Source organism: Kribbella sp. NPDC055071 (assembly GCF_053608045.1).
In genome coordinates, this window is record NZ_JBSGUS010000025.1 from 42,068 (window position 1) to 65,293 (window position 23,226).

The following is a 23,226-nucleotide window of genomic DNA, read 5'->3' on the forward strand; positions in this document are numbered from 1 at the left end:
GAGTCTCGCACCTGCCGGGAGTCCCCGCCGACCGATCCGGGGGTCACGGATAGTCTCGTGGCCAAAGCGATATCGGCTCGTGTCCTAGCGCCCCTCAAAGGGAGGGTCGAAGGGTGCGGCAGGCATCGAATTCCAGCGGTGGAATTGCGGTACAGGTCACAATTTCTGGTGAGGAGCGCTGATGCGGTTCGGCTTGGTGGGCACGGGTCCGTGGGCGCGGATGGCGCACGGACCGGGGTTGCTGGCCGCGCCCGAGGTCGAGTTGGTCGGCGTCTGGGGCCGGCATCGTGACAGCACCGTCGCCTTCGCTACAGAGTTGGGCGTGACTCCGTACGACGATTACGCTGAGTTACTCGAATCGGTGGACGCCCTGGCGTTCGCCGTACCGCCGAAGGTTCAGGCCTCGATGGCGCTGGAAGCGGCCGCCGTCGGCAAGCATCTGCTGCTCGACAAGCCGGTCGCGGACACCGTCGACGACGCTCGCGCACTCGCCGACGAGGCCGCGAACGAGGGGATCGCGTCGGTGGTGTTCTTCACGCAGCAGTTCGATCCGGTCATGCGCGAGTTCTTCGCCGACATCAAGGCGCGTGGTGGTTGGCGCGGTGGCTGGGCCCGGCTGCTCGCCTCGCTGGACGCGCCGGACAATCCGTTCCGGGAATCGGTCTGGCGACGCGAGCCGTGGGCGGCCCTGTGGGACGTCGGTCCGCACGCCCTGTCGAACCTGACCGCACTCCTCGGCCCGATCGCAGAGCTCACCGCAGTGGCTGGAGCAGACGGCCTGGCCCACTTTGTCCTTACCCACGAGTCAGGTGCGACCAGCACTGCCAGCATCACCCTGTCCGCCCCACCCGGCGGCACCAGCTTTGAGACGGCGGTCTGGGGCGAGTCCGGTACGGCGTACCTCCCGGACAGCCCCACCTCCGGCGCGGAGTCCATTCCACTCGCCGCTGCGGAGCTGATCGCCGCGGCCGAGTCAGGTGAGTCGCATCCGATCGATGTCGCCTTCGGGACTCGCGTGGTCGAGCTACTGGCATCCGCCGAGCAGCAGCTGCGCTAGTGCAATGCGATGACGGTGTTGGTGCCTGACGCCAGCACCAGGTTGCCGATGGCGCGGGGGTCACGGCCGCACGAGATGCCGGTGGGGAGTGGCACCTGACGGAACGCCGTCCGGCTGATCACGCTGGCGACGCAGCCGGTCGCGCCGAGCCCAAGCGAGATGACGCGGCCGTCGGTGGTCACGGTGACCTTCACCCGTGGCCTGACCGGTGCGGTCCGCTGCCAGGCGGTCAGACCGGTGTTCGCGTCGATGGCTGTGACCACGGTGCTCTGGTTCTCGAGAGTGTTGGGGCCAGGGCAGTCCACGACGATCACGTACTTGCCGGCCGCGTTCAGCAATGTCCGGCACGACCACGTCCGCGGCACCGGCCAGCGCCAGCGGATGTCACCCGTCCGCGGCTCGATGGCAGTCAGCGCGACGGGTACGTCGGAATCCCCGCCAGGCTCGGCCACAACCACCAGACCGGCCACGACGACCGGACGTCGATAGGTGTCGGCGGACGCCTTGGTCCAGAGCTGCTTCCCGGACTTCAGGTCCAGTGCGGTCAGCTCGTCGGGCTTGTCGTTGCAGCTGTGTCCCAGGAATGCCACCACGGTCTCAGCCGTGGAGACGGCGTTGACGTCGGTGCAGCCACCCGGCTCGAAGGTCCACCGCTCATGGCCGTCCGGCTCGACGCCGTGCAGCTTGCCGGATCCGCCGGCTGCTGGCTCGCCGGTCAGCAGCGGCTCGGCCTGCTGGATGAGGTGCCCCCGGGATCGCCCCGGCCAGGCCGCTGCGCGCTGACCGGTGTTCGCGTCGAGCAGCAGGTAGCCGACGTCGGCGAACTCCGCCAGCACGTAGTCACCATCGCCGGTGGCCACGATGTTCGGCGGTTCGTCGGAGTCGGAGCGGCTGTAGCGCCAGCGCAGGTCGCCGGTGGCGGCGTCCAGCATCTCGATCACGCCGCTCGGCCGCGGGATCGCGATGCCGTACCGGGTGCCGATCGCGCCCTCGGCGCCACCTTGTGGCGTCTTGCTGACCCAGGCGACCGTGCCGTCGAGCGTCGATGCGGTGGCCTGACCTGGCTCCCGCGGTGTGCCTTCCACTCGCTCGTTGGAGTTCAGTACGTAGTTGCGCGCCAGCGGCTGCACGATCAACAGCAGGATGAGCGCCACTGTTGCCGGCACTGCCAGCCACGCGAGCTGCTGACCGACATTGCGGGCCGGGAGAAACCGGGCCGTCCGCGTACGCAATAGCGAGGCGACCAGTGCCGCTGTGCCGGCCAGAAGCAGTAAGAGGAGCGCTGAGATCAGTAGCGGCACTCTCAGGCCGACGCCAGTCGCGGGGTTGGTCTTGGGGACCCGAGCCCAGGCGATGAGCAGACCGGTGACGGCAATGGCGACGACCGCGCCCGAGATGAGCCGCGAGCGTTGACTGGCACTCCGAGCACACCGGAACAACACTGGTGCGCTGAAGAACGCGGCCGCGGCCAGTACGACGGGCGGCCAGCCGACCTCGGTCTCGACGGCCGGGACCGACCAGGATGCGCCGGATGCCGCTATGGCGACTACCGCGGCAGCGATTGCGCTGAAGGTGGCCGTCGCGGTCAGAGTGGCTTGCTGCCAACCGCGCCAGGGCGCCGGGAGTTCGCTGTCCAGTCCGCTGAGCTCTGACTCCAGATTGACGCGTGCGACTGGGCCGAGCCGTTGTCGGGCCAGTTGGGTGCGATAGAGATGGCCGTCGAGCAGTTGGCGGACCTCGTCGTACCGCTGCTCGATCGTGGCCTTTCGGTCGCCGGCGTCCCGGCGCACCTCGGCGGTGTGGGCAATGTACCGGCTGGGGTCGGCTGCCAGGACTGCGTTGACGGCGTCGAGCAGTACGTCGCCGTTCGCGTCGCGGCGGGGTGGTGCGTAGGAGTCCGGTGGGGGAGCGGCCAGCGCACCGGTCAGGCGGATCAGGCGGGCCACCTCGGCGATGCGGATCGGCGGGACGCCGTACCGCGGGAGGAGCTGTTCGGCCAGTCGCGCCGAGGACTCCGCATCCTCTGCCGGTCCGCCACCGGGCTGATGCACCGCGCGGTGAAACCACGCCGCCAACCGGACCGATGTCGGGTCGGTGGAGAGCTGAATCAGCGAATCCAGTGCATTGAGCACGATAAGGAGGTAGTGGTCCCGATAGGCGCGTCGTGTGCGCTCGACGTACCGGGCGACCAGCTCGTCTGCCAGCGAGGCCGAGCCGGGCACCAGCTCGTCCCACCTCTCACGGAGCTCGACCACCGCACCAGTTTGCCAGTCGCACCCCTACAACCACCGCTCGATCAACCCACCACCAGCTTGCGGTTGCCGTGCGGCTTCACCCGGCGTGTGCGATCGGCTACTGACGGGCGGTGAGCACGCCGGACAACAAGCCCGGATACAGGCTGTCGAGGTCCTCGCGACGGAGGATGCTGACCCGCCGCGTCCCCTCGGCGTGGGTGGACAGCACGCCGGCCTCGCGCAGCGTCCGCAAGTGATGTGCGCGGGTGGACGCGGTCACCGGAAGCTCGATGTCGCCGCAGCGGATGCCCTCGGGATGGTCGGCGAGTGCCCGGACGATCTGCAGCCGGACCGGCTCGCCGAGGGCCTGCAGCACCGCCTCGACGCGGATCTCGTCGCGCTCCGGCTGCGGAAGAACCTTGGTGACCATGAGTCCATAGTACGACGTCGGTCGAAGTTCGATGAGTTTCGTAGTACGATCATCATCGAATTACTGAACCTCGTCCGGAAGGTCCCCGATGTCCGCACGGATCTACCTGCTCGGCGCCGGCGCGTTCGCCGTCGGCACCAGCGCGTACGTCGTGTCCGGCGTGCTCCCCGATGTCAGCTCCGAGCTCCACGTCTCGCTGACCGCCGCCGGCCAGCTCGCCACCGCGTTCTCGCTGTCGTACGCCGTCGGTGCGCCGATCCTGGCCACACTCACCGGCCGCTGGGAGCGCCGTACCCTCCTGATCGCCGCACTCGTCTTGGCTGCACTGGGCAACCTCATCGCCGCGGTCGCCACCAACTACCCCGTACTGATCGCCGGCCGGATCGTGGCCGCACTCGGCGCCGCTATGTACACCCCGGCGGCCACTCTGTTCGCTACTGGGCTGATGCGTCCCGAAGAGCGGGGTAGAGCGGTCGCCATCGTGTTCGGCGGCCTGACCTTCGCTCTGGTGCTCGGGGTCCCGGCCGGTAGCCTGCTCGGTCCGACGCTCGGCTACAAGGGTGTCTTCGCACTCATCACCGCGGTCGCGGTTCTGGTTGCGATTGTGGAGCGTTCGGCGCTTCCGAAGGTTGATGCGCCACCTGTGGTCGGACTGCGTGAGCGGTTCGCCGGTGTGGCCGATCGGCGCGTGCAGATCATCCTCGCGATGACAGTGCTGGCAGTGCTCGGCGCATTCAGCGTCTATATCTACATCGTGCCGCTCTTGAAGCACACCGCCGGTCTGTCGGGCAGCATCACCGGCATCCTCCTGCTCTTCTACGGCATCGGCGCAGTGGTCGGGAACTTCGTCGGCGGACGTGTCACGGACCGCTTCGGCAGTCTGCGTACGTTGCTGGTCCTCTTCGTCGGTATCACTGCGCTCGTTGGCACGTTGGACCTCACGCTGACCACCGAGGTCGGCGCGGCTGCCGCACTGTTCATGTGGGGCATGTTCACCTGGGCCTTCAACCCACCGATCCAGAATCTGCTGCTGGAGCTCGGCGGCGGCCTGTTGATCTCCCTCAACGCCTCGGCGATCTACCTGGGCGCCGGACTCTCCGCAGTGGTTGGCGGTCTGGTCATCCAGTCCATCGGTGTCGGCTACCTGCCGCTGCTGGCCGGGGTCCTCTCACTCGTCGTCCTCGGCCTCCTCTACGCCCTCTGGCGCGACCCAAGCCTTCAGCGTGTCGAGGAACTCGAGCGAGACGAAGACATCTACTTGACGGCAGCAGCCGACTGACTGGAGCCAGCGCTGGGTTGACCGGGTGGTGGACAGGGCGGGAATTGTTAGGTAACTTTCCTGTTAGTTACTGGACAACCCATCTGACAAATTGCTCCCGACCCGCCCCTCTGGAGTCTCCATGTCGCGTCTTCGTGTGTCCCTGAAGTTGTTGCCGCCGTTCCTGATCGCCGCGCTCGTGGCCGGCTTCGGAGCGAATGCGAGTGCCGAGACCGCCGCCACGGATGTCCTGTTGTCGCAGCGAAAACCAGTTCTGACGTCGAGCGTCGAGAGTGCCACGTACGCCGGTGCTCTCGCCGTCGACGGCAGTACGACGACACGATGGGCCAGCGCGGAAGGCGCGGATCCGCAATGGATCCGGGTCGATCTCGGCCAGGCCGCCACGATCCACCGGGTCAAGCTGAGCTGGGAGGCGGCGTACGGGAAGGACTACCGGATCGAGGTCTCCGACGACGGGACCACGTTCAGTCCGGTCAAGGATGTTGCTAACGGCAACGGCGGGACGGACGACCTGACCGGTCTGCAAGGGCATGGTCGGTATCTCCGGCTGGTCGGCACCAAGCGCGCCACCAGCTACGGCTACTCGCTGTGGGAGTTGGAGGTCTACGGCTCTGCCGACTCCAGCGGTGACACCGAAGCGCCGACCGTGCCGAGCGGGCTGGCGGCGAGCGGAGTCACGGCGACGACCGCGACGCTGAGCTGGACGGCGTCGACGGACAACGTCGGTGTGAGCTCGTACGACGTCTTGCGCGACGGCGTAGTGGTTGCCAACGTCACCCAGTCGCCGTACACGGACACCGGCCTGGCCGCGAGTACGTCGTACAAGTACACCGTAAAAGCGCGCGACCTCGCGGGGAACGTTTCTGCGGCGAGCAGTGCGGTCACGGTGCAGACACCGGCGGGTGGTGGTGGCGGTGGGTTCGTGATCGCGGCAGCAGGCGACATCGCGGAGCGATGCACCGCGTCCGATCCGAACTGCGCTCACCCGAAGACTGCCGCGGTGGTGCAGGCGATGAACCCGGTGAACGTCATCACGATGGGCGACAACCAATACGACGATGCGCATCTGTCGGACTTCCAGAAGTACTTCGACAAGACCTGGGGCAAGTTCAAGCCGATCATGAAACCGGCCGTCGGCAACCACGAGACGTACGACGACGTGCCGTTCGACGGGTATCGCAAGTACTTCGGGTCGATCGCGACACCGCAGGGCAAGAACTACTACAGCTGGGAGCGCGGCAACTGGCACTTCATCGCGCTCGACTCCAATGATTTTGTCAAAGAGGATGACAAATCTGCCGCCGCTGACCCGCCGCAGCTCGCGTGGCTGAAGCAGGACCTGGCCAAGAACACCAAGGGATGTATCGCGGCGTACTACCACCACCCGCGCTTCAGCTCGGGCGACCACGGCGACCAGCTGGACGCCGCTCCGCTCTGGAAGACCTTGGTCGACGCCAAGGTGGACCTCGTGCTGAACGGCCATGATCACCACTACGAGCGGTTCCTGCCGCAGAACGTCGACGGTCAGCCGGATCCGAAAGGCCCGGTGCAGATCATCGGCGGCATGGGCGGCGCCAACCTCTATCCGGTGAACCCGGCGCATCCGGCCACGGCCAAGATCATCCACGACACGTACGGCGTGCTGAAGCTCTCGATGACCGACACCACGTTCACCGAGCAGTTGATCGGCGTGGACAACACGGTGCTGGACAGCAGCCCGACCTACACCTGCCACTGACATGTACCTCGCCACGACCCGGGCCGCCGACAGTGGCGGCCCGGCCACCGGCATCGGTTGGCGCCGGGTCTCGGGCAATGTCGTCGCACTGGGCCTGGTCAGCCTCGTCACCGACGTCTCCGCGGAGATGGTGACGGCCGTCCTGCCGCTCTACCTCGTGCTCGGACTCGGCCTGAACCCCTTGCAGTTCGGGCTACTGGACGGCCTGTACGCCGGTGCGACCGCCGTACTGCGTCTCGTCGGTGGGTATGCGGCAGATCGGTGGCACCGGCTCAAGACCGTCGCAGGTATCGGCTATGGGCTGTCCGCGATCTGCAAGCTCGGCCTGATGCTCGCCGGGTCGTCGGTGGCCGCGATCGGCGCCGTACTCGCGGTCGACCGGGCGGGGAAGGGAGTTCGAACGGCCCCGCGCGATGCGCTGATCTCGTTGAGCAGTGCGCCGGACTCGCTCGGCCGGTCGTTCGGCGTGCATCGCGCGCTGGACACCGCCGGCGCCTTCCTCGGGCCGCTGGTCGCGATGGGAGTGCTGTGGGTCAGCCTCGGCGACTACGGGTCCGTCTTCGTAACGAGCTTCTGCATCGCGGGATTCGGCGTCGTGCTGCTGGTCCTCGCCGTACGGGACAAGGTCAGGACTCAGCGGGCGTCGGGTGTGCCGTTGCGGGCGATGTTCGGCCTGCTACGGCGGCGGAGCTTCCGGTGGATGTGCGGCTGGGCGGCGTTGCTCGGGCTCGTGACGATCACGGATTCCTTTGTCTACTTGGCTTTGCAGCGACGATGGGACATCAGTACGACGCTGTTCCCGCTCTTGCCGCTGGGTACGACGGGAGTCTTCCTGTTGCTCGCGGTTCCGTTGGGACGGCTGGCCGATCGGGTCGGTCGCTGGCGGGTGTTCATCGGCGGACATCTCGCGCTGGTGGGCGCAGTGCTGCTGGTTTGCGGCTCGGTCGGCGGTGTGTGGTCGGCTGTGGTTGCGCTGGCCCTGCATGGTGCCTTCTACGCCGCCACGGATGGAGTGTTACCTGCCGCGGCCGGACCGTTGTTGCCGGAAGGTTTACGCGCAAGTGGGTTGGCATTGCTTCAGACCGGTCAGGCGCTGGCCCGGATGGCGTCTGCCGTGCTCTTCGGGCTGGCGTGGACGCTGTGGGACCTGCGCCCGTCCTTGCTCGTGACTGCCGGGCTTCTGCTGACGGTCACGATCGCCGCCGGCGTCGTCAAACCCTGGGAGTCGCACGGATGAAGAAGGTCCTGGTCGGGTTGGTCGGATTCGTCGTCTTCGCGGGGGTGGGGATCACGTACGTCGTCTCCGCTCGCGGCAACGAGCCCGCCGAGAATGCGGTCCCGGTGATCACCGGGCAGTCGATGTCGTTGGACGGCCGGACGCTCTTCTTCCGAAACGTTGCCAAGGGCCCGGACTTCGGCAAGCTGGCCGCCGTGCCGACGACGGCACCGGCCGGGCCACGAAAGGTCGGGGACCTTCGCTGCGATCGGTACGCGGCCGCTCGGGGTACGGGCGTGTGCCTGAGCCTTCGACCCGGGTCGCTGCCGCCGCTGACCGACCTGCTGATCCTGGGTCCCGATCTCTCGGTTCGACATCGGGAGACGCTGCCTGGGACGCCAAGCAGAGCGCGGGTTTCGCCGGATGGACGATTCGTGGACTGGACCTTGTTCGTCACCGGTGACTCGTACTCCGCGACCGGCTTCTCCACCCGCAGCGGACTCTACGAGGTGCCGACCGGTCGGCTGGCCAAGAGCATCGAGGAGCTTGCGGTCTTCGTCGGCGGGCGACGCTACTTCGCGTCGGACGTCAACTATTGGGGGATCACCTTCGGTGCCGATGGCAACCGGTTCTACGTGACGCTGGCCAGTAAGGGGAAGACGTATCTCATCGAGGCGGACTACCAGCGGTACCGTGGCGAGGCGATCCTCGAGAACGTCGAGTGCCCGTCGCTGTCGCCGGACGGACGCCGGATCGCCTTCAAACAAAAGATCTCTCCGGGCGAGTGGCGGCTCGCGGTGGTGGACCTGGCCACGCGGCGGGTGACCAGGTTGGCCGAGACTCGTAGCGTCGACGACCAGCCGTTGTGGCGAGACGACTCGACGATTCTCTACGGATTGCAGTCCGATATCTGGTCTGTTCCGGCCAACGGAAGTGGCTCGCCGGCGCTGCTCGTGCCGGACGCGACCAGTCCGGCTTACGGCTAGAGCTCGGCGAGGACGGCGGGAAGGTCGTCGCGGTGGAGTACGGCCAGCGAGGTGACGGCGCGGGTGAGGCAGACGTAGAGGCGGCGCAGTCCGGTCCGCTCGTCCGCTTCGCCCGCCACGATGCCGGCCGGCTCTACGAGGACGACATGGTCGAACTCGAGGCCCTTGGCCAGTGAAGCCGGTACGACGTCGAGGTGCGCGTCGGCGTCGTCCTCGTCACCCAGGACGGAGAAGCCGATACCTTTGCCCTGCAAGGCTTTTCGGCTCGCCGGCACCATGGCGTCCGGGACGATCAGGCCGATCGTTCCAGGTGCCGAGATCTCGTCCACCGTTGTCACCGCGGCGGCCAGGGCATCGGGTACGCGGGTGATGGTGAGCTCGCCGCGCGCACGTCGGACGGCAGTCGGCGGGGTGAGGTGGGGTGCGATCTGGGGGAGGAGGCGGGCGGCGTACTCGATCACTTGGCCGGGGACGCGGAAGCCGGCGGTCAGCTCCTCGGTGTGGGCGCCGGTCTTGCCCAGGTGCTTCAGTGCCTCGTCCCACGACGGCGTGGCCCACGGAGTGGTGCCCTGGGCGATGTCCCCGAGGACAGTCATCGATCCGGTCGAGCAGCGGCGACCTACTGCGCGCAGCTGCATGGCTGACAAGTCCTGCGCCTCGTCCAGCACCACGTGCCCGAGTGACGGCGTCCGATCGACCAGATCGGCGATCTCGTCGATCAGGGTGGCGTCAGCGACCGACCACTTGGCCGCACCGGCCGACCGTGGCGCCTTGTCCCACGTCAGCATCGCCTGCTCCGCAGGGGTGAGGATGCCGTCGGCGTGCTCGGCCAGCAGGGCCGGATCGGTGTACAGGCGGAAGAGCAGCTTCGCAGGGTCCACAGCCGGCCAGAGCGCTTCGGCGTACTGCTTGACGGGTCGACTACGCGCCACTGCGTCCTGCACTCGGTCGTCAGGTGAGTCACCGGCGGACTCCATCCGCAGCAGCACGGCGTGTGCGAGTCGCTGCGGCAGCATCGACCGGCCGGCGCCGTACCGGACGCCGCGAGTGCGGAGCTCGGTGACCAGCTCTTCGGCCTCGTACGTCGGCACCCGCCACTTGTGCGACCCCCGGGGCACGACCAGCGCCTCCTTGGGCAGCTGTATCTGCGACCACACGGCGCGGTGCAGTACGTCGGCCATCCGCGCATCGCCCTTGAGTACGTCGACCAGCGCGGGACCCGGCCCAGCGACCTTCACCCGGCCGACCAGCTCCTCGACGGTCGTCTGTTTGGCCTCGATCTCGCCCAGCGCGGGCAGTACATCGCCGATGTACCGCAGGAAGCTCGCGTTCGGGCCGACCACGAGCACTCCGGCCCGGCTGAGCTGATCACGATAGGCGTAGAGCAGGTACGCCGCCCGGTGCAGCCCTACCGCGGTCTTCCCGGTTCCAGGCGCGCCCTGGACGCAGATGGTGTCCTCGACCCCGGCCCGGACGATTACATCCTGCTCCGGCTGGATGGTGGCGACGATGTCGCGCATCGGGCCGGAACGGGGTCGCTCGATCTCGGCGTCGAGGATGTCGCTGTGCTCGTCGACCGGCTTGGCAGTGGTCAGGTCCTCGTCCTCGTAGGCCGTCATGACCCCATGCGTGAAGCCGAAGCGCCGTCGTACCCCGACCCCCATCGGCTCGGTCCGGCTGGCCCGGTAGAACGGCACCGAGATGTCGGCGCGCCAGTCCACCACCAGCGGCTCACCGGAGTCGTCGTTCACGTGCCTGCGGCCGATGTGGAACGTCTCGTCGGTCGGCTCGAGGTAGTCGAGTCGACCGAAGAACAGCGGCACCTCGGGGTCGTCCTCGAGCTCCTTCATCCGGCGCCAGATAGCGGCCAGCAGGTACTCCTGGTTGACCCGGTCCGCGCTGTGGACCTCCAGGGCGCCCGTCTTCTCCCGCATCGCTGCCAGTGCGGCCCGGGACGCCGCCAGGTAGTCCTTCTCGGCCTGGAGGGTGTCGGACACGTCAGACGGCATGGGGTACCTCCGGCAGGGGTGGGGGGAGCCCAGCCACGTTACTCGACACCCCGCGCCCGGCAAACCGAATTACCCTTTCACCGCGCCGGTGAGCACGCCCTTGGCGAAGTGGCGCTGCAGGAACGGGTAGACGAGCAGGATCGGCACGATCGAGACGACCAGGATCGCCATCTGGATCGACGCCTGCGGTGGCAGCAGTTCGGTGCCGAGGTCGGCGCTGCCCAGCTGGGTGTCGTTGATGACGTACGTTCGTAGTACCAGTTGCAACGGCCACAGCTTGGAGTCGTTCAGGTACAGCAGGGCCGAGAAGAACGCGTTCCAGTAGGAGACCGCGTAGAAGAGGCCGATCACCGACAGCACGGCCTTGGACAGCGGCAGCACGATGTACAGGAACGTCTTCAACTCACCCGCGCCGTCGATCCGGGCGCTCTCGGTGATCTCGTTCGGCAGGTTCATGAAGAACGCTCGCAGGACGACGACGTTGAACGCGCTCACCATCGTCGGCACGATCAGCGCCCAGATGCTGTCCAGCAGCCCGGCTCCCTTGACCGTCAGGTACGTCGGGATGATGCCGGGCGAGAACAGCATGCTGAAAAGGACCACCAGCAGGATCGGTTTGCCCGCGGCGAATCCGGGCCGGGACAACGCGTACGCGAGCAGGCAGGACACCGTCAGACTCAGCAGCGTCCCGGCGACCGTGACAAAGATGCTGACGAGCAACGCCTGTGTCACCACGCCGCCGGCGAACAGCGACTCGTACGCCGCGAAGTTGACCGACTTCGGGAACAGGACCAGACCACCGGACTCGTTGATCTGCTTGTTCGGGGCCACGCTGGTCGAGATCACGCCGACGAACGGGATGATCACGACCACGCAGAACACCAACAACACCAGGCCTTTGACGATCCGCATCGGCCAGGACGGTATGGGTACGCCCTGCACGATCTTCCGAGCCGGTGCGGTACGACGGGACACGACGGCCTGCGTCATTTCTGGTACACCCCTTGCTCTCCGAAGATATGGGCGACCTTGTTCGCGGTCAGCACGAGGATCACGCCGACGATGCCCTTCACCAGGCCGACCGCGGCCGCCACACCCCACGCGCCGCCGAGGACGCCGTTGTTGTAGACGTAGGTGTCGAGCACCTCGCTGACATCTCGCCCGACCGCCTGCTGCTGCAGGATGATCTGCTCGAAACCGACGGTCAGCGAGTCACCGAGCCGCAGGATGAACAGCAGGATGATGATCCCGCGCAACCCCGGCAAGGTGACGTGCCACAGCTGCTTCATCCGGCTCGCGCCGTCCACACTCGCCGCCTCGTACAGCTGCGAGTCGATCTGCGACAGCGCGGCGAGGAACAGGATCGTGGCCCAGCCGGTGTCCTTCCACATGATCTGCGACGTCAGCAGGACGTGGAACAACTCCGAGTTCCCGATGATGTTGATCGTGGCCAGGTCGTGCGACCGCAGGTAGTTGTTCAGCAGCCCGCTGCCGCCGAGCATCTGCTGGAACAGCGCGACCACGATCACCCACGACATGAAGTGCGGCAGGTACAGGATGCTTTGCGCGATCCGCTTGATCCGCTCGGAGAACAACGAGTTCAGCAGCAGCGCCAGGACGATCGGCGCCGGGAACACGAAGACCGACTGCAGAACGGTCAGGATCAACGTGTTCTTCAACGCCCGCAGGAACACCGGATCGCCGTTGAAGATGACGCCGAAGTTCGCCCACCCCGACCAGTCGCTCGCGCCGATCCCGAGAAACGGCTGATAATCCTTGAACGCGATCACGTTGCCGAGCAGAGGCACGTAGTGGAACGCGATGATCAGCCCAACCCCGGGCAGCGCGAACAACAACAACACCCGATCCCGCACCAACCGCCGCCCGAGACTCAGCTGCTGCGACTGCGGCTTGGTCCGCTGCAGCATCTACTTCCCTGCCGTGTCGGCGAGTGCCTGCTCGAGCTCACTGCGCATCTTGTCGCCGCCCGACGACTTCCAGGTCTGCACGGCTCCGGCCCAGTCGGACACGGGCTTCTTGCCCTGCACGATCTGGTTCTCCAGGTCGTCCATCGACTTCTTGAGCTGCGTCTGCTTCTTCGAAAGCGTGTCGGAGTACAGCCCGTACGACGCGTCGTACGCGAGCCGCTTCGCGACCTTCTCCTGGATGGCGTGCTGCTTCTGCGGGACGTCCGGCCTCCCGGCCCAGTACAGCGCCAGAGTCGAGTCGCTGATGTACTGCAGGCCAATGCCGGTCTCGACGACTCCTACCTTGGTCGGCACCGGATCCGTGCCCTGCAGGGTGTAGTGCCGGCCGGCGACGCCGTACTTGCGGAACAGGTACTCCTCGGTGCCGAACGGCGCGGCCATCCAGTTCGCGATCTTCAGCAGCGTCTCGGGCGTGTGCTTGCTGTTCTTGCTGAACGACGTGATGTTGTTCAGCGCCCCACCCATCCACGGCGCACCGTCGCCACCGTCGAAGCCCGGTACGTCGAGCATGTTCACCCCGAACGCGTCCCCGGCGGTGTTGTCGCTGTAGTACTGGTTCCAGGCCACGAAGCTGTCGTAGTCGAAGACAGCGATGCCGCCGTTGAACCACTGCTTGCGGGCGCTCGCCTTGTCATTGAACGCGTCCGGGTTCACTACGCCGGCGGCAACCATTGTGCGGCCCGCCTCGAGGGCCTGCTGCTGCGCCTCGTGCTCGTACATCGAGGTGAACTTGCCGCCCTTCTCGTCCCAGACGTTCGGAATCGACAGCATCATCCGGATCGTCGACATCGGGACCCGCGTCCAGGCCCACTTGTTCTGCTTGGCCGCGGTCATCTCCTTCGCCAGGTCGAAGAACTCCTCGAAGTTCTTCGGTGCCGGGTCCTTGATGCCCTTCGCGGCAAGGAGGTCCTCGCGGTAGAGGGCGAGCGACGTACGGGACATGCCGCGTGGCACCGGGACGCCGTAGATCGCTCCGTTGAAGACGCAGCCCTTCCAGAACTCGGTCGGGAGGTTCGCCAGGAACGGGTACTTGTTCACCGCGTCGCCGGACAGGTGCTCGGTCAGGTCCATGCACTTGGACTTCACCAGGCCGGGGATCTGCGGCGTGTCCGGCGGGATGTTCAGGATGTCCGGCAGGTCGCCCCCCGCGATCCGGGTCGCGAACTTGTCCTTGTACTCGTCGTTCGACGCCATGCTGATCTGCAGCTCGGAGCCGAGGCGTTTGTTCAGCTCTTGCCAGAACTGGTTCTTGTCGACCGCGGGCGGGATGGCGCCGGGGATGTTGGTCAAGAACGTGATCGGTTGGCCGTCGCCCGGGGCCTCGGCGATCGCCTTTACCGGGTTGGCCGGGTATTTGAGGAATCCGTCGAGGACGACGTCGGTGCCGGGGAGGTCTGGCTTGATCTCGCCGTACTTGGTGTAGGTCGGCAGCTTGACGGCCGCGTTCGCCGCGGCAGTGTTCTTCTGGTCGGACGCGCACCCCGCCAGCAGCGGCGTACCCGTGACCGCGACAGCGGCGGCGGCCAGCCCACCGCCGAGGAAAGATCTTCTGCTGACTGGCATGAGGCCTCACTTCCATCGGAAGGCCTCACCATGACATAGTACGTCCTATGTCTTCAAGAGTCGGTGCGCTGGAAATCCCCTCGGCGACGGTCTTCGACCCGGCCGGGAGTGGCTATCACACCTTCCGGATTCCGTCGGTGGTGGCGAAGGGTTCGGTGGTGCTCGCGTTCTGCGAGGGACGGCTGCACGGGTCCGGTGACGCGGGCGAGATCGAGATCGTGCTCCGGCGTTCGCTCGACGGCGGGCGGACCTGGCTGCCGTTCCAGGTGATCTCCGCCGTACCGGGCAAGACGTGCGGAAACCCCGTGCCTGTTGTCGATCCGGCCAGTGGCGACATCGTCCTCGTGTCTGTGGAGAACGGCGCGGACGCGGTGGAGCTGTCGCTTGCCCGAGGCACCGATCCGGAGTCCGGTCGGCGGGTCTACGTGCAACGATCCGCTGACGACGGTGTGACGTGGAGTCCGACCGTGGAGATCACCGGACAGGTGAAGCCGGGGGACTGGGGTTGGTACGCAACCGGGCCGTGTCACGGGATCGCCTTGCGCTCGGGGCGTCTCGTCGTACCAGCGAACCACTCGTTTGTGCCGTCTGAGCCTGTTGACGACCTGATTCGGTTGAACGGTGGACACTGCATCGTCAGCGACGACGGTGGGGTGACGTGGTCGGTGGGCTTCGTGGATCGCAACGACGGCGCCGAGATCAACGCCAACGAGACCGCGGTCGCTGAGCTGTCGGACGGGCGGTTGTACTTCAACGCACGCAACCATCAGGGGACTGCGTCGGCGCGGGTACACGCCTGGTCGTCGGACGGTGGTTCGACGCTGGATGCGCCGTACGTCGGCATCCCGGAGATCACCGCGCCAGGGATCCAGGCGAGTGTGCTCACCCTTCCGGACGGTCGGCTGTTGCTGTCGACTCCGGTCGATCCTTCGGTGCGGCGCGAGCTGACTGTCTTTGTGAGTGACGACGCCGGTCAGACCTGGCAGCCGGGTCTGGTGGTGCACTCCGGCATGGCTGGCTATTCAGACCTGGCGTTGCTGCCGGATGGCTCGGTCGGCATCTTCTACGAGGCCGGTGAGACCTCGTCGTTCGCCACTCTGCGCTTTGCCACCTTCGATTGTTAGGGGACCCCTTGTCTGACACCGCCCACTTGACTGGCGTCGTACCGCCGCTGGTTACGCCGTTCACCGCTTCGTACGACGTCGACACCGCGTCGCTGGCCCGGTTGATCCAGTACCAGTTGGCTGGGGGTGTGAACGGGGTGTTCGTACTCGGCACCTCGGGTGAGGGCACGTTTCTGACCGACGAGCAGCGGCAGGTCGTACTGGAGACCACCGTGGCCGAGGCGGCTGGGCAGGTGCCGGTGCTGGCCGGTGTGATCGACACGTCGACCGCTCGCGTCGGTGCGCATCTGTCTGCCGCGCTGAAGGCCGGAGTGGACGGTCTGGTCGCGACAGCGCCGTTCTATGCAGCAACGCACCCAGCCGAGATCGAGCGGCATTTCACTCGGCTGGCGTCGCTGGCGGGGGACACTCCGCTCTATGCGTACGACATCCCATCCCGTGCAGGCACCAAGCTCCCCGCAGCTCTTGTCACATCCCTGGCTGAGCAAGGCGCTATTGCTGGAGTGAAGGACTCGTCGGGCCAGGAATCTTCGTTGCGCGAACTCGTCCTGTCCCGGCGCGAGAAGCAGCTGACGAATTTCGCGATCATGACCGGGTCGGAGGTGACGGTCGATTCCGCGCTGGCGTTCGGCGTGGACGGCGTCGTACCTGGTCTGGGAAATGTCGACCCTGGTGGTTATGTTCGGCTGTTCAATGCTGCGGTAGCCGGCGACGCGGCGGCAGCGCGTGCGGAGCAGGATCGCCTGTTCCGCCTGTTCGACATCATCACCGTCGCGGATCGGTCTCGGATGGGGGCGAGTTCGGCGGCGCTGGGGGCGTTCAAGGCCGGGTTGTATCTGCTCGGGGTGATCGACTGTCCGATGACGGCGTACCCCGGGATTCCGTTGGACGACGCGGAGATCGCGGCGATCCGTCCCTTACTGGACCGCGCCGGTTTAGACTGACGGGTCCTATGACTGGAGGAGGGGCCGGCGTGACGACGGGTGGGCTCGGCCGGGCACGTGGTGCGGCGGGGAATCAGTCCTTCATCCGCGACCAGATGAAGTCGTACATCCTGGAGCGTGGGCTGAAGGCGGGTGATCCCCTGCCCAACGAGCAGGAGCTGATGGCCCAGCTAGGAGTCGGCCGGCACCCGCTGCGCGAGGCGATGAAGGCCCTGCAGGCCGTCGGCATCATCGAGATCCGCCACGGCTACGGCACGTACGTCGGCGAGGTCTCGCTGCAGTCCCTCGAGGACGGTCTCGCCTTCCGCATGTCCCAGTCGATGGCCGGCGACCTCCGCGACGTCCAGAACGTTCTAGAGGTCCGCCAAGCCCTAGAGGTAGGCATGGCCGACGACGTAGTAGCCCACTTCACCTCCGCCGGCTACGACGCCCTCGAACCCATCGTCGCCCGAATGGAAGCCGAAGCAGCAGCCGGCCGCTACTTCCCCGACGAAGACTGGTCCTTCCACCAAGCCCTCTACGAGCCCCTGGGCAACGCATTGGTCATCGATCTGCTGTCAGTCTTTTGGCGCACGTTCGCCCAAGTCGACGCCCGCCTACCAGGCGCCCGCTACACCCCCGCCGACGCCGCCGCCTGGCACCGAGACCTCCTCAACACCCTCCAAACCGGAAACCCCGAAGCCTTCGCCCACTCCATGAAAAACCACTTCAACGGAATCCACACCCGCCTCGGCGACTAGCTTCAGGCGAAGAGGTTTTCGGCGTCTACGATTGTGTAGGCGTAGCCCTGTTCGGCCAGGAAGCGTTGGCGGTGGGCGGCGAATTCTGCGTCTACGGTGTCTCGGGCGACGATGGAGTAGAAGTGGGCGGTGCGGCCGTCGCCCTTGGGGCGGAGGACTCGGCCCAGGCGCTGGGCTTCTTCCTGGCGGGAGCCGAAGGTGCCGGAGACCTGGATGGCGACGGACGCCTCGGGGAGGTCGATGGAGAAGTTGGCGACCTTGCTGACCACCAGGCGGTTGATCTCGCCGGTGCGGAAGGCCTGGAACAACCGCTGCCGTTCGCGGACCGTCGTCTCGCCCTTGATCACCGGGCATTCCAGCCGTTCGCCGAGCTCGTCGAGTTGGTCGATGTACTGGCCGATCACCAGCAGCGGCTCACCCGCGTGATGCTCGGCGATCCGTCGTACCAGCCTGGACTTCGCGGGAGTCGACGCGGCCAGCCGGTAGCGGTCCTCGGGCTCGGCGGTCGCGTACACGAACCGCTCGGTCTGCTCGAGGTCCACCCGCACCTCGACGCAGTCGGCCGGCGCGATCCAGCCCTGCGCCTCGATGTCCTTCCACGGCGCGTCATACCGCTTCGGCCCGATCAGTGAGAACACGTCGCCCTCGTGACCGTCCTCCCGGACCAGCGTCGCGGTCAGACCGATCCGCCGCCGGGTCTGCAGGTCCGCGGTCATGCGGAAGATCGGTGCCGGCAGCAGATGCACCTCGTCGTACACGATCAGGCCCCAGTCGCGCGCGTCGAACAGCTCAAGGTGCGTGTAGACACCCTTCCGCCGCGTCGTCATCACCTGGTACGTCGCAATCGTGACGGGCCGGATCTCCTTGCGGGCACCGGAGTACTCGCCGATCTCGTCCTCGGTCAGAGTGGTGCGCTTGAGCAGCTCGTCCTTCCACTGCCGCGCGGACACGGTGTTCGTGACCAGGATCAGTGTGGTCGCGGACGCCTGTGCCATCGCGGCCGCACCGACGATCGTCTTGCCGGCGCCACAGGGCAGTACGACGACGCCCGAGCCACCATGCCAGAACGAGTCGACCGCCTGCTGCTGGTACGGGCGCATGTCCCAGCCGTCTCGTACTAGCTCGATCTTGTGCGTCTCACCATCGACGTACCCGGCGAGGTCCTCAGCGGGCCAGCCGAGCTTCAGCAGGGTCTGCTTGAGGTGACCGCGCTCGGACGGGTGCACGATGACGGTGTCGTCGTCGAGGCGGGCGCCCAGCATCGGCTTGACCTTCGCACTGCGCAGCACCTCCTCCAGCACCGGGCGGTCGGTGCTGACCAGCACCAGCCCGTGCTGTGGGTGCTTCTCGAGCCGCAGGCGACCGTAGCGGTCCAGCGTCTCCGCGATGTCGACGAGGAGCGAGTGCGGGACCGGGTAGCGGCTGTAGCGCAGCAGCACGTCGATCACCTGCTCGGCGTCGTGCCCTGCGGCCCGCGCGTTCCACAGGCCGAGCGGTGTCAGCCGGTAGGTGTGTACGTGCTCCGGAGCCCGCTCCAACTCACTGAACGGCGCAATGGCCTTCCGGCAGTCGTTCGCGTCCGGATGTGCAGTCTCGAGTAGAAGTGTCTTGTCCGACTGCACGATCAGTGGACCGTCTGTCACTGCATCTCCCTAACGTCGCCCCGACCCTCCATTGTGCCGGAGGGGGTCAAACCACGGGTCGAGCGGTGGAGATGCGGTGGAGGGCGTAGGTGCGGGGCTGGTCGGTGGCGTCTTCGTAGGCGGTGAGCCAGCCGTCAGCGACTCGGACCGGTTCGACGATGCGTTCCGAGGCGGTGCCGTTGTGATCGACGTACGAGATCCACGTCCGGCTGTGAGCCTCCGCAGCATTGGTCAGGATCGCGATCGTCTCCGCCGGAGCGGTCGGCTCGACCAGTCCGTCGTCATCCGGCCGTTCGGCGGCGATCCGATCGCCGGCCCGGACCTTCTCGATCACAGCCTTCACCTGCTCGTCAGTGAGGTCCAAGGGGTTGTCGACGAAGTCCCGGCTGGTACGACGACGCGGTGCCTCACCACGCCGCCGCCCGATACCAGTGACGTGCACTGCTCCGTCGAACGTCTCCGCCAAGGGAGCCAACCCCGCCTCACGCAACCGGCTCAACACCACGTCCGGCGGCGAAGGCGAGACGACCACAGTCGGCGCCAACCGCCGGAACCGAATCCCCGGCAGATTCGACCCCAGCAACTGCGTGATGACCGTCTCGTCATCACAGCGCAGGTACGTCGTCGCCGTGCCCATCCGGAGTACGCCGTGCCGTCTTGCCACATCATCAATCAGGTACGACAAGGGCTGCGGGACCGGAGTCCGTGAATGCTCGGCCAGCCACGCATGCAACTGATCGGCAGTCCGTCCAAGGTCGAAGGCACGCCGTACGGAGTTCTCGCTGAAGCGGTAGACCCCAGCACCACCGTGGGATTCCACGTCGGCCATGGCCGACAGCTCGTCCTGCACGACGCGCACTAGCGGGCCAGGCGCGACCGCAGTGAGGTCAGCTTGTAGGAGCAGCTCAGACACCGGCTCCGGCACCAGCGGACGGATCGCCTCGGCCAGCTCATCTGCAGTCGGCTCAGCTGTCAGCAACGGCCGCGCATGCCCAGCAAAGGTGCCCAACCCGGTCAGCCCGAGCAGTGCGGCCTCGTTGATGCTCCACTCGACCAGCTCGTCGCGGAACTGCCCACCCCGGCGCGGCCGATGCCACGCGACCCACGTAACAACGGACTGCACAGCCGGCGCCACCCCGGCTCCGGCGTCGGCCAACGCCTGCAAGGTCAGCACTCGAATCTCTGGCGCCAGCAACCGCTCCAGATCCGGTGCGAGCGCGTTGATCAACCGCTCGCGCGCAGCGGCCGTAGCGCCGCCGCTGTCACGCCGACCGATCAGTCCGATCGCCCTAAGACCACCGAACCAGGCAAAGACCAGTTGAGCCCACCGATGCGCCAGATCCAGCTCAAGCCAGTCGTCATAGGCGCTGGTCGGCAGCCATAGCTCACTATTGCCGGCTTCCACGGCCGCAACGAGTCCAGCGGCGTACGCGATCTCCAGCACGGCTGCGGCGTTCTGCTCGTCCGCACCGATCTTGTTGGCCAAACTGCGGAGCTCACGGACACCAATCCCACCTGTCCGCAGTACGGGTGGCGGCTCGGATCCAAGCTGCTCCAGAGCCCGGTCGACGAGCCCGACGAGATCGAGTGCGGCACCAGCCGCAGCCCGGTCGGCGATCGCGGCCGAAACCTGCTTCCCGTCCAATGGCGGCGGAACGGGCCGCGTCGACGCCAGCACCCGCCCACCGCGCAGATGCAGTCCGATCTGCCGCGGAAGCACGACAGTGTTCGGATCCTTCGGTACGACGAGACCACGGGCGAGCAACCGCTCCACCGGCGTACGTGCCGAGGCGATCGTCACCGGACGCTCGGCCTTCTCCACCGACCCGGTCGGCGGACCCCAGGTCAGCTTGTCGAGCACCTCACGCGCATCGGGACCGGCGTCCTCGATCAGCTGGTCCAGGTCACCGAAATGCCTGGTCGTGATCGGACCGAGCCCGGCCGGCGTCGGCCCGAGCAGCTCATGTACGGCGCGGATCGGCCGCAGGTCGTCCTCAGAACCCCACACCAGCGCCAGCTCCAGCAGCTCGGCCACGCGAGGCTGAACCACCTGCACCGATTGACCTACCCCGGCAGCCAACGCTTCGAGATCCACCGGCTCGGGCAAGGCGGATAACGCCTCGAGCAGATCCACCCCGAACTCATCCAGCCGATTGATCGCCCGCGCCGCCGACGCATTCGTCGTCGCCCGCGCGGCCAACTGCCCGGTATCAGCTGGGATCGGCATCGCCAGGTCCGGCCGCTTCAGCAACAACTGCCCGAGCGCGCCGTCGCCCCAAGTACGCAGCGCCTCGGCGAGCGTACGCGGGCGGCTCCGCTCAGTTGTGCTCATCCCTACTACGGTACGGCCCGATCCCTACTAACTACCAACCGTTCGTCCAGATCGGCCAGGATCTTGGAGAGGGTTTGCTCTTGCGTGCTGCCCGGACCGATGACGGACTGCTCGAGGGTCGGCAGCAGGTCGCGTTCGCGGTACCAGTCGCGCATCATGTCGGCGGTCACGTTGGCGGCCCAGTCGCGGTTTGCGTGCCGGACCAGGGTTTCTTCGAACGGGATGTCGAAGTAGTAGTGCAGGGTCTGGCCGCGATGGTCCGCGGTCAGCCGGCGCAACATGTCGCCGTACCGGCCGGCGTCCAGGATGCCTTCGAGGATGACGTCGTACCCGTGGTCGAGCGCGTAGCGGGCGTTCGCGTCGATCAGGCCGATGTTGACGCCGTTCGGGTAGTCCTTCTCCCACAGGAGGATCCGGCGGATCTGGTCCTGTTCGATCCACGCCGTACCGCGGCCGAGGCGTTCGCGCAGCAAACGGGCGGTGGTGGACTTCCCGGAGCCGGAGTTCCCCCGCAGTACGACGAGGCGCGACGTCGGACTGCCCGTCACTCCGCTGCCCCGGCGCTCCCGATCCGGTGGAAGCCGACGCGCTCGTAGACCGCGGCGACCGCGTCCGACTCGGCGGACAGCAGGACGAGGTCGACGCCGTTCGCGAACGCGTGGTCGATCAAGGTGGTCGTGACGGCCGCGCCCAGGCCCTTGCGGCGCATGGCGGGGAGCGTCGCGACGCCGACGATTTCGGTGCTGGACTCGACCGGCTGGTGTGCGCCGCAGGCCACGATGCCGTCGTCGGTGAATGCACCCGCAGTCACCGTCGCTCCCTTGAGCGTACGGGCGCGCAGGCCGGCGACCATCTCGTCCGCGAGTTCGGCTGCGGCGGCGTCACGTTCGGCCGGTCCGGCCACTCCGACTGCCGTACCCGGGTCGCTGAACGCGAGGTTCTGGACTGCCCGCGACTGGCGGATCACGTCGTCCTCGGCCGGCAGGATCTCGCAGCGCGCGTCGGCCGAAGCCGGGCGGAAGTCGGCCCGTTCGAGCACGAGCAGCGGATGCTCGACCACGCTCAGCCCAGCCGCGGCCGCCGCCGGTCCAAGCGATGGGCAGGTCTCGACGACCCACTCGAAGCTCAACGGGATGCCGAGCTCGGCACAGCGAGCCCGCACCAGCTCGATATCGGCCGGCTCGACGGTCGCCCCCGCGCCCGGCACCGGACGCGCGTAATAAGGCCAGATCGTCGTACTCCGAAACAGCGTGAACGGCCCAACCTGCTCGGCGAACGAGCCGGACAACGGAACCGCATGCAGGTAGTCATCAACTCTCGTGATCATCGCGGGCAGTGAATCACCCCGCCCACCCTCACGCCAAGAGAATTCGGGCGCGCTCTTGACGAAGACAAATAGAGTCATGAAGCTAGATTCATGAATCTAACTCGGCTCGTCGTTCTCGGGCTGCTCGCCGAGCGAGGCCCGCGGCACGGTCACCAGTTGCGGCGCGACGTGGAGATCACTCGCGCGGATCAGTGGGCCGCGATCGGCACCGGACCGATGCACCGGGAGCTGCGGGAGCTGGCGGCGGCCGGATTCATCGAGCCGGTACGCACGGAGCAGATCGGCCGGCGCCCGCAGCGCACGATCTACCGGATCACCGCGACCGGGAGTGCGGAGCTGGACCGCCTGCGCGAACAGGCGATCGCGCCGTACCGGCAGCCGGTCGACCCGGTCTCGGTGGCCCTCGTCTTCGCCGCGAGCGGCACCGACACCCTGGCCGCGCTCCTGGCCGAGCATCGCCAGGCCGTCGCCGCGGAGCTCGAGCGACTCGCAGCCGAACGCAAGCGCGGCCACGCCGAGGGCTTCCTCGACTCGCCGGCCCAGGCCGCGTCGTTCCGCCGCGCTGAGCTGCACGCCGAGGCCGAGCTCAGGTGGCACGACGAACTCGGGGACTGAC

General features: G+C 67.0%; 19 protein-coding genes. 9 read left to right on the forward strand and 10 right to left on the reverse strand.

Annotated features, from left to right (window positions below; translation table 11 throughout):
* Positions 1-181 precede the first annotated feature (181 nt).
* Entirely contained in the window at positions 182-1,057 is an 876-nt protein-coding gene (locus tag ACWF4Z_RS32290; protein WP_452246969.1) for a Gfo/Idh/MocA family protein, read from the forward strand.
* Here ACWF4Z_RS32290 and ACWF4Z_RS32295 read toward each other — a convergent pair.
* Together ACWF4Z_RS32295 and ACWF4Z_RS32300 are read right to left on the reverse strand one after the other, a co-directional pair.
* Positions 1,054-3,312 carry an outer membrane protein assembly factor BamB family protein gene (locus ACWF4Z_RS32295; protein WP_452246970.1) on the reverse strand — a complete coding sequence of 753 codons (2,259 nt, stop codon included), beginning with the start codon at positions 3,310-3,312 and terminating at the stop codon, positions 1,054-1,056. The two genes, ACWF4Z_RS32290 and ACWF4Z_RS32295, sit on opposite strands and share 4 nt — an antisense overlap.
* A 97-nt stretch (positions 3,313-3,409) precedes the next feature.
* Complete coding sequence (locus ACWF4Z_RS32300) at positions 3,410-3,721, reverse strand: ArsR/SmtB family transcription factor (RefSeq protein WP_452246971.1); 312 nt, start codon at positions 3,719-3,721, stop codon at positions 3,410-3,412.
* 88 nt (positions 3,722-3,809) lie between these two features.
* Here ACWF4Z_RS32300 and ACWF4Z_RS32305 point away from each other — a divergent pair, with 88 nt between their 5' ends.
* The 4 genes from ACWF4Z_RS32305 to ACWF4Z_RS32320 all read left to right on the forward strand — a co-directional run bounded on the left by ACWF4Z_RS32305 (position 3,810) and on the right by ACWF4Z_RS32320 (position 8,940).
* Positions 3,810-5,000: an MFS transporter gene (locus ACWF4Z_RS32305; protein WP_452246972.1), complete on the forward strand. Its 1,191-nt coding sequence runs from the start codon at positions 3,810-3,812 to the stop codon at positions 4,998-5,000.
* 121 nt (positions 5,001-5,121) lie between these two features.
* The gene (locus ACWF4Z_RS32310) at positions 5,122-6,738 is read left to right on the forward strand and encodes a discoidin domain-containing protein (RefSeq protein ID WP_452246973.1); all 1,617 of its coding nucleotides are present in this window, start codon (positions 5,122-5,124) and stop codon (positions 6,736-6,738) included.
* Between the two features lies 1 nt (position 6,739).
* A complete protein-coding gene (locus ACWF4Z_RS32315; protein ID WP_452246974.1) occupies positions 6,740-7,975 on the forward strand; it encodes an MFS transporter in 1,236 nt (411 codons plus the stop codon).
* Positions 7,972-8,940 carry a hypothetical protein gene (locus tag ACWF4Z_RS32320; RefSeq protein ID WP_452246975.1) on the forward strand — a complete coding sequence of 323 codons (969 nt, stop codon included), beginning with the start codon at positions 7,972-7,974 and terminating at the stop codon, positions 8,938-8,940. The genes ACWF4Z_RS32315 and ACWF4Z_RS32320 overlap by 4 nt, the downstream gene beginning before the upstream one ends.
* On the opposite strand, the gene ACWF4Z_RS32325 is transcribed toward ACWF4Z_RS32320, so the two are convergent.
* The 4 genes from ACWF4Z_RS32325 to ACWF4Z_RS32340 all read right to left on the reverse strand — a co-directional run bounded on the left by ACWF4Z_RS32325 (position 8,937) and on the right by ACWF4Z_RS32340 (position 14,500).
* On the reverse strand, positions 8,937-10,949 hold the full coding sequence (locus tag ACWF4Z_RS32325) for a HelD family protein (RefSeq protein WP_452246976.1): 2,013 nt from the start codon (positions 10,947-10,949) through the stop codon (positions 8,937-8,939). The two genes, ACWF4Z_RS32320 and ACWF4Z_RS32325, sit on opposite strands and share 4 nt — an antisense overlap.
* Before the next feature lie 69 nt (positions 10,950-11,018).
* Positions 11,019-11,939: a carbohydrate ABC transporter permease gene (locus tag ACWF4Z_RS32330; protein ID WP_452246977.1), complete on the reverse strand. Its 921-nt coding sequence runs from the start codon at positions 11,937-11,939 to the stop codon at positions 11,019-11,021.
* Positions 11,936-12,877, reverse strand: coding sequence for an ABC transporter permease (locus ACWF4Z_RS32335; protein WP_452246978.1), 942 nt, complete (start codon positions 12,875-12,877; stop codon positions 11,936-11,938). The genes ACWF4Z_RS32330 and ACWF4Z_RS32335 overlap by 4 nt, the downstream gene beginning before the upstream one ends.
* Positions 12,878-14,500, reverse strand: a complete 1,623-nt coding sequence (locus ACWF4Z_RS32340; RefSeq protein WP_452246979.1) for an extracellular solute-binding protein — start codon at positions 14,498-14,500, stop codon at positions 12,878-12,880. It lies immediately after the preceding gene.
* 47 nt (positions 14,501-14,547) lie between these two features.
* Here ACWF4Z_RS32340 and ACWF4Z_RS32345 point away from each other — a divergent pair, with 47 nt between their 5' ends.
* Genes ACWF4Z_RS32345 through ACWF4Z_RS32355 form a run of 3 tightly spaced genes read left to right on the forward strand, consistent with a single transcriptional unit; the run spans position 14,548 to position 17,308 of the window.
* Positions 14,548-15,624, forward strand: coding sequence for a sialidase family protein (locus tag ACWF4Z_RS32345; RefSeq protein ID WP_452246980.1), 1,077 nt, complete (start codon positions 14,548-14,550; stop codon positions 15,622-15,624).
* Positions 15,625-15,632: 8 nt separating this feature from the next.
* Entirely contained in the window at positions 15,633-16,568 is a 936-nt protein-coding gene (locus ACWF4Z_RS32350; protein WP_452246981.1) for a dihydrodipicolinate synthase family protein, read from the forward strand.
* A gap of 8 nt (positions 16,569-16,576) precedes the next feature.
* Positions 16,577-17,308: a FadR/GntR family transcriptional regulator gene (locus ACWF4Z_RS32355; protein ID WP_452246982.1), complete on the forward strand. Its 732-nt coding sequence runs from the start codon at positions 16,577-16,579 to the stop codon at positions 17,306-17,308.
* Between the two features lie 2 nt (positions 17,309-17,310).
* Here the strand turns inward: ACWF4Z_RS32355 and ACWF4Z_RS32360 are convergent, their stop codons facing one another.
* The 4 genes from ACWF4Z_RS32360 to ACWF4Z_RS32375 are packed head-to-tail and all read right to left on the reverse strand — an operon-like array spanning position 17,311 to position 22,610.
* The gene (locus ACWF4Z_RS32360) at positions 17,311-18,951 is read right to left on the reverse strand and encodes a DNA repair helicase XPB (protein WP_452246983.1); all 1,641 of its coding nucleotides are present in this window, start codon (positions 18,949-18,951) and stop codon (positions 17,311-17,313) included.
* Positions 18,952-18,997: 46 nt separating this feature from the next.
* On the reverse strand, positions 18,998-21,283 hold the full coding sequence (locus ACWF4Z_RS32365; RefSeq protein ID WP_452246984.1) for a helicase-associated domain-containing protein: 2,286 nt from the start codon (positions 21,281-21,283) through the stop codon (positions 18,998-19,000).
* A 5-nt stretch (positions 21,284-21,288) separates the two neighbouring features.
* Positions 21,289-21,831, reverse strand: a complete 543-nt coding sequence (locus tag ACWF4Z_RS32370) for an AAA family ATPase (RefSeq protein WP_452246985.1) — start codon at positions 21,829-21,831, stop codon at positions 21,289-21,291.
* A complete protein-coding gene (locus tag ACWF4Z_RS32375; protein WP_452246986.1) occupies positions 21,828-22,610 on the reverse strand; it encodes a GNAT family N-acetyltransferase in 783 nt (260 codons plus the stop codon). Before ACWF4Z_RS32375 ends, ACWF4Z_RS32370 begins: the two co-directional genes overlap by 4 nt.
* Before the next feature lie 90 nt (positions 22,611-22,700).
* Here ACWF4Z_RS32375 and ACWF4Z_RS32380 point away from each other — a divergent pair, with 90 nt between their 5' ends.
* Positions 22,701-23,225 carry a PadR family transcriptional regulator gene (locus ACWF4Z_RS32380; RefSeq protein WP_452246987.1) on the forward strand — a complete coding sequence of 175 codons (525 nt, stop codon included), beginning with the start codon at positions 22,701-22,703 and terminating at the stop codon, positions 23,223-23,225.
* Position 23,226: the final 1 nt, after the last annotated feature.

What these genes read in the sequence shown, in the direction of transcription:
- ACWF4Z_RS32300 (WP_452246971.1), bottom strand. Translation starts at nt 3,721, where the DNA reads ATGGTCACCAAGGTTCTTCCGCAGCCGGAGCGCGACGAGATCCGCGTC.
- ACWF4Z_RS32330 (WP_452246977.1), bottom strand. Translation starts at nt 11,939, where the DNA reads ATGACGCAGGCCGTCGTGTCCCGTCGTACCGCACCGGCTCGGAAGATC.
- ACWF4Z_RS32290 (WP_452246969.1), top strand. Translation starts at nt 182, where the DNA reads ATGCGGTTCGGCTTGGTGGGCACGGGTCCGTGGGCGCGGATGGCGCAC.
- ACWF4Z_RS32365 (WP_452246984.1), bottom strand. Translation starts at nt 21,283, where the DNA reads ATGAGCACAACTGAGCGGAGCCGCCCGCGTACGCTCGCCGAGGCGCTG.
- ACWF4Z_RS32340 (WP_452246979.1), bottom strand. Translation starts at nt 14,500, where the DNA reads ATGCCAGTCAGCAGAAGATCTTTCCTCGGCGGTGGGCTGGCCGCCGCC.
- ACWF4Z_RS32305 (WP_452246972.1), top strand. Translation starts at nt 3,810, where the DNA reads ATGTCCGCACGGATCTACCTGCTCGGCGCCGGCGCGTTCGCCGTCGGC.
- ACWF4Z_RS32375 (WP_452246986.1), bottom strand. Translation starts at nt 22,610, where the DNA reads ATGATCACGAGAGTTGATGACTACCTGCATGCGGTTCCGTTGTCCGGC.
- ACWF4Z_RS32345 (WP_452246980.1), top strand. Translation starts at nt 14,548, where the DNA reads ATGTCTTCAAGAGTCGGTGCGCTGGAAATCCCCTCGGCGACGGTCTTC.
- ACWF4Z_RS32380 (WP_452246987.1), top strand. Translation starts at nt 22,701, where the DNA reads ATGAATCTAACTCGGCTCGTCGTTCTCGGGCTGCTCGCCGAGCGAGGC.
- ACWF4Z_RS32320 (WP_452246975.1), top strand. Translation starts at nt 7,972, where the DNA reads ATGAAGAAGGTCCTGGTCGGGTTGGTCGGATTCGTCGTCTTCGCGGGG.
- ACWF4Z_RS32335 (WP_452246978.1), bottom strand. Translation starts at nt 12,877, where the DNA reads ATGCTGCAGCGGACCAAGCCGCAGTCGCAGCAGCTGAGTCTCGGGCGG.
- ACWF4Z_RS32325 (WP_452246976.1), bottom strand. Translation starts at nt 10,949, where the DNA reads ATGCCGTCTGACGTGTCCGACACCCTCCAGGCCGAGAAGGACTACCTG.
- ACWF4Z_RS32315 (WP_452246974.1), top strand. Translation starts at nt 6,740, where the DNA reads ATGTACCTCGCCACGACCCGGGCCGCCGACAGTGGCGGCCCGGCCACC.
- ACWF4Z_RS32355 (WP_452246982.1), top strand. Translation starts at nt 16,577, where the DNA reads ATGACTGGAGGAGGGGCCGGCGTGACGACGGGTGGGCTCGGCCGGGCA.
- ACWF4Z_RS32310 (WP_452246973.1), top strand. Translation starts at nt 5,122, where the DNA reads ATGTCGCGTCTTCGTGTGTCCCTGAAGTTGTTGCCGCCGTTCCTGATC.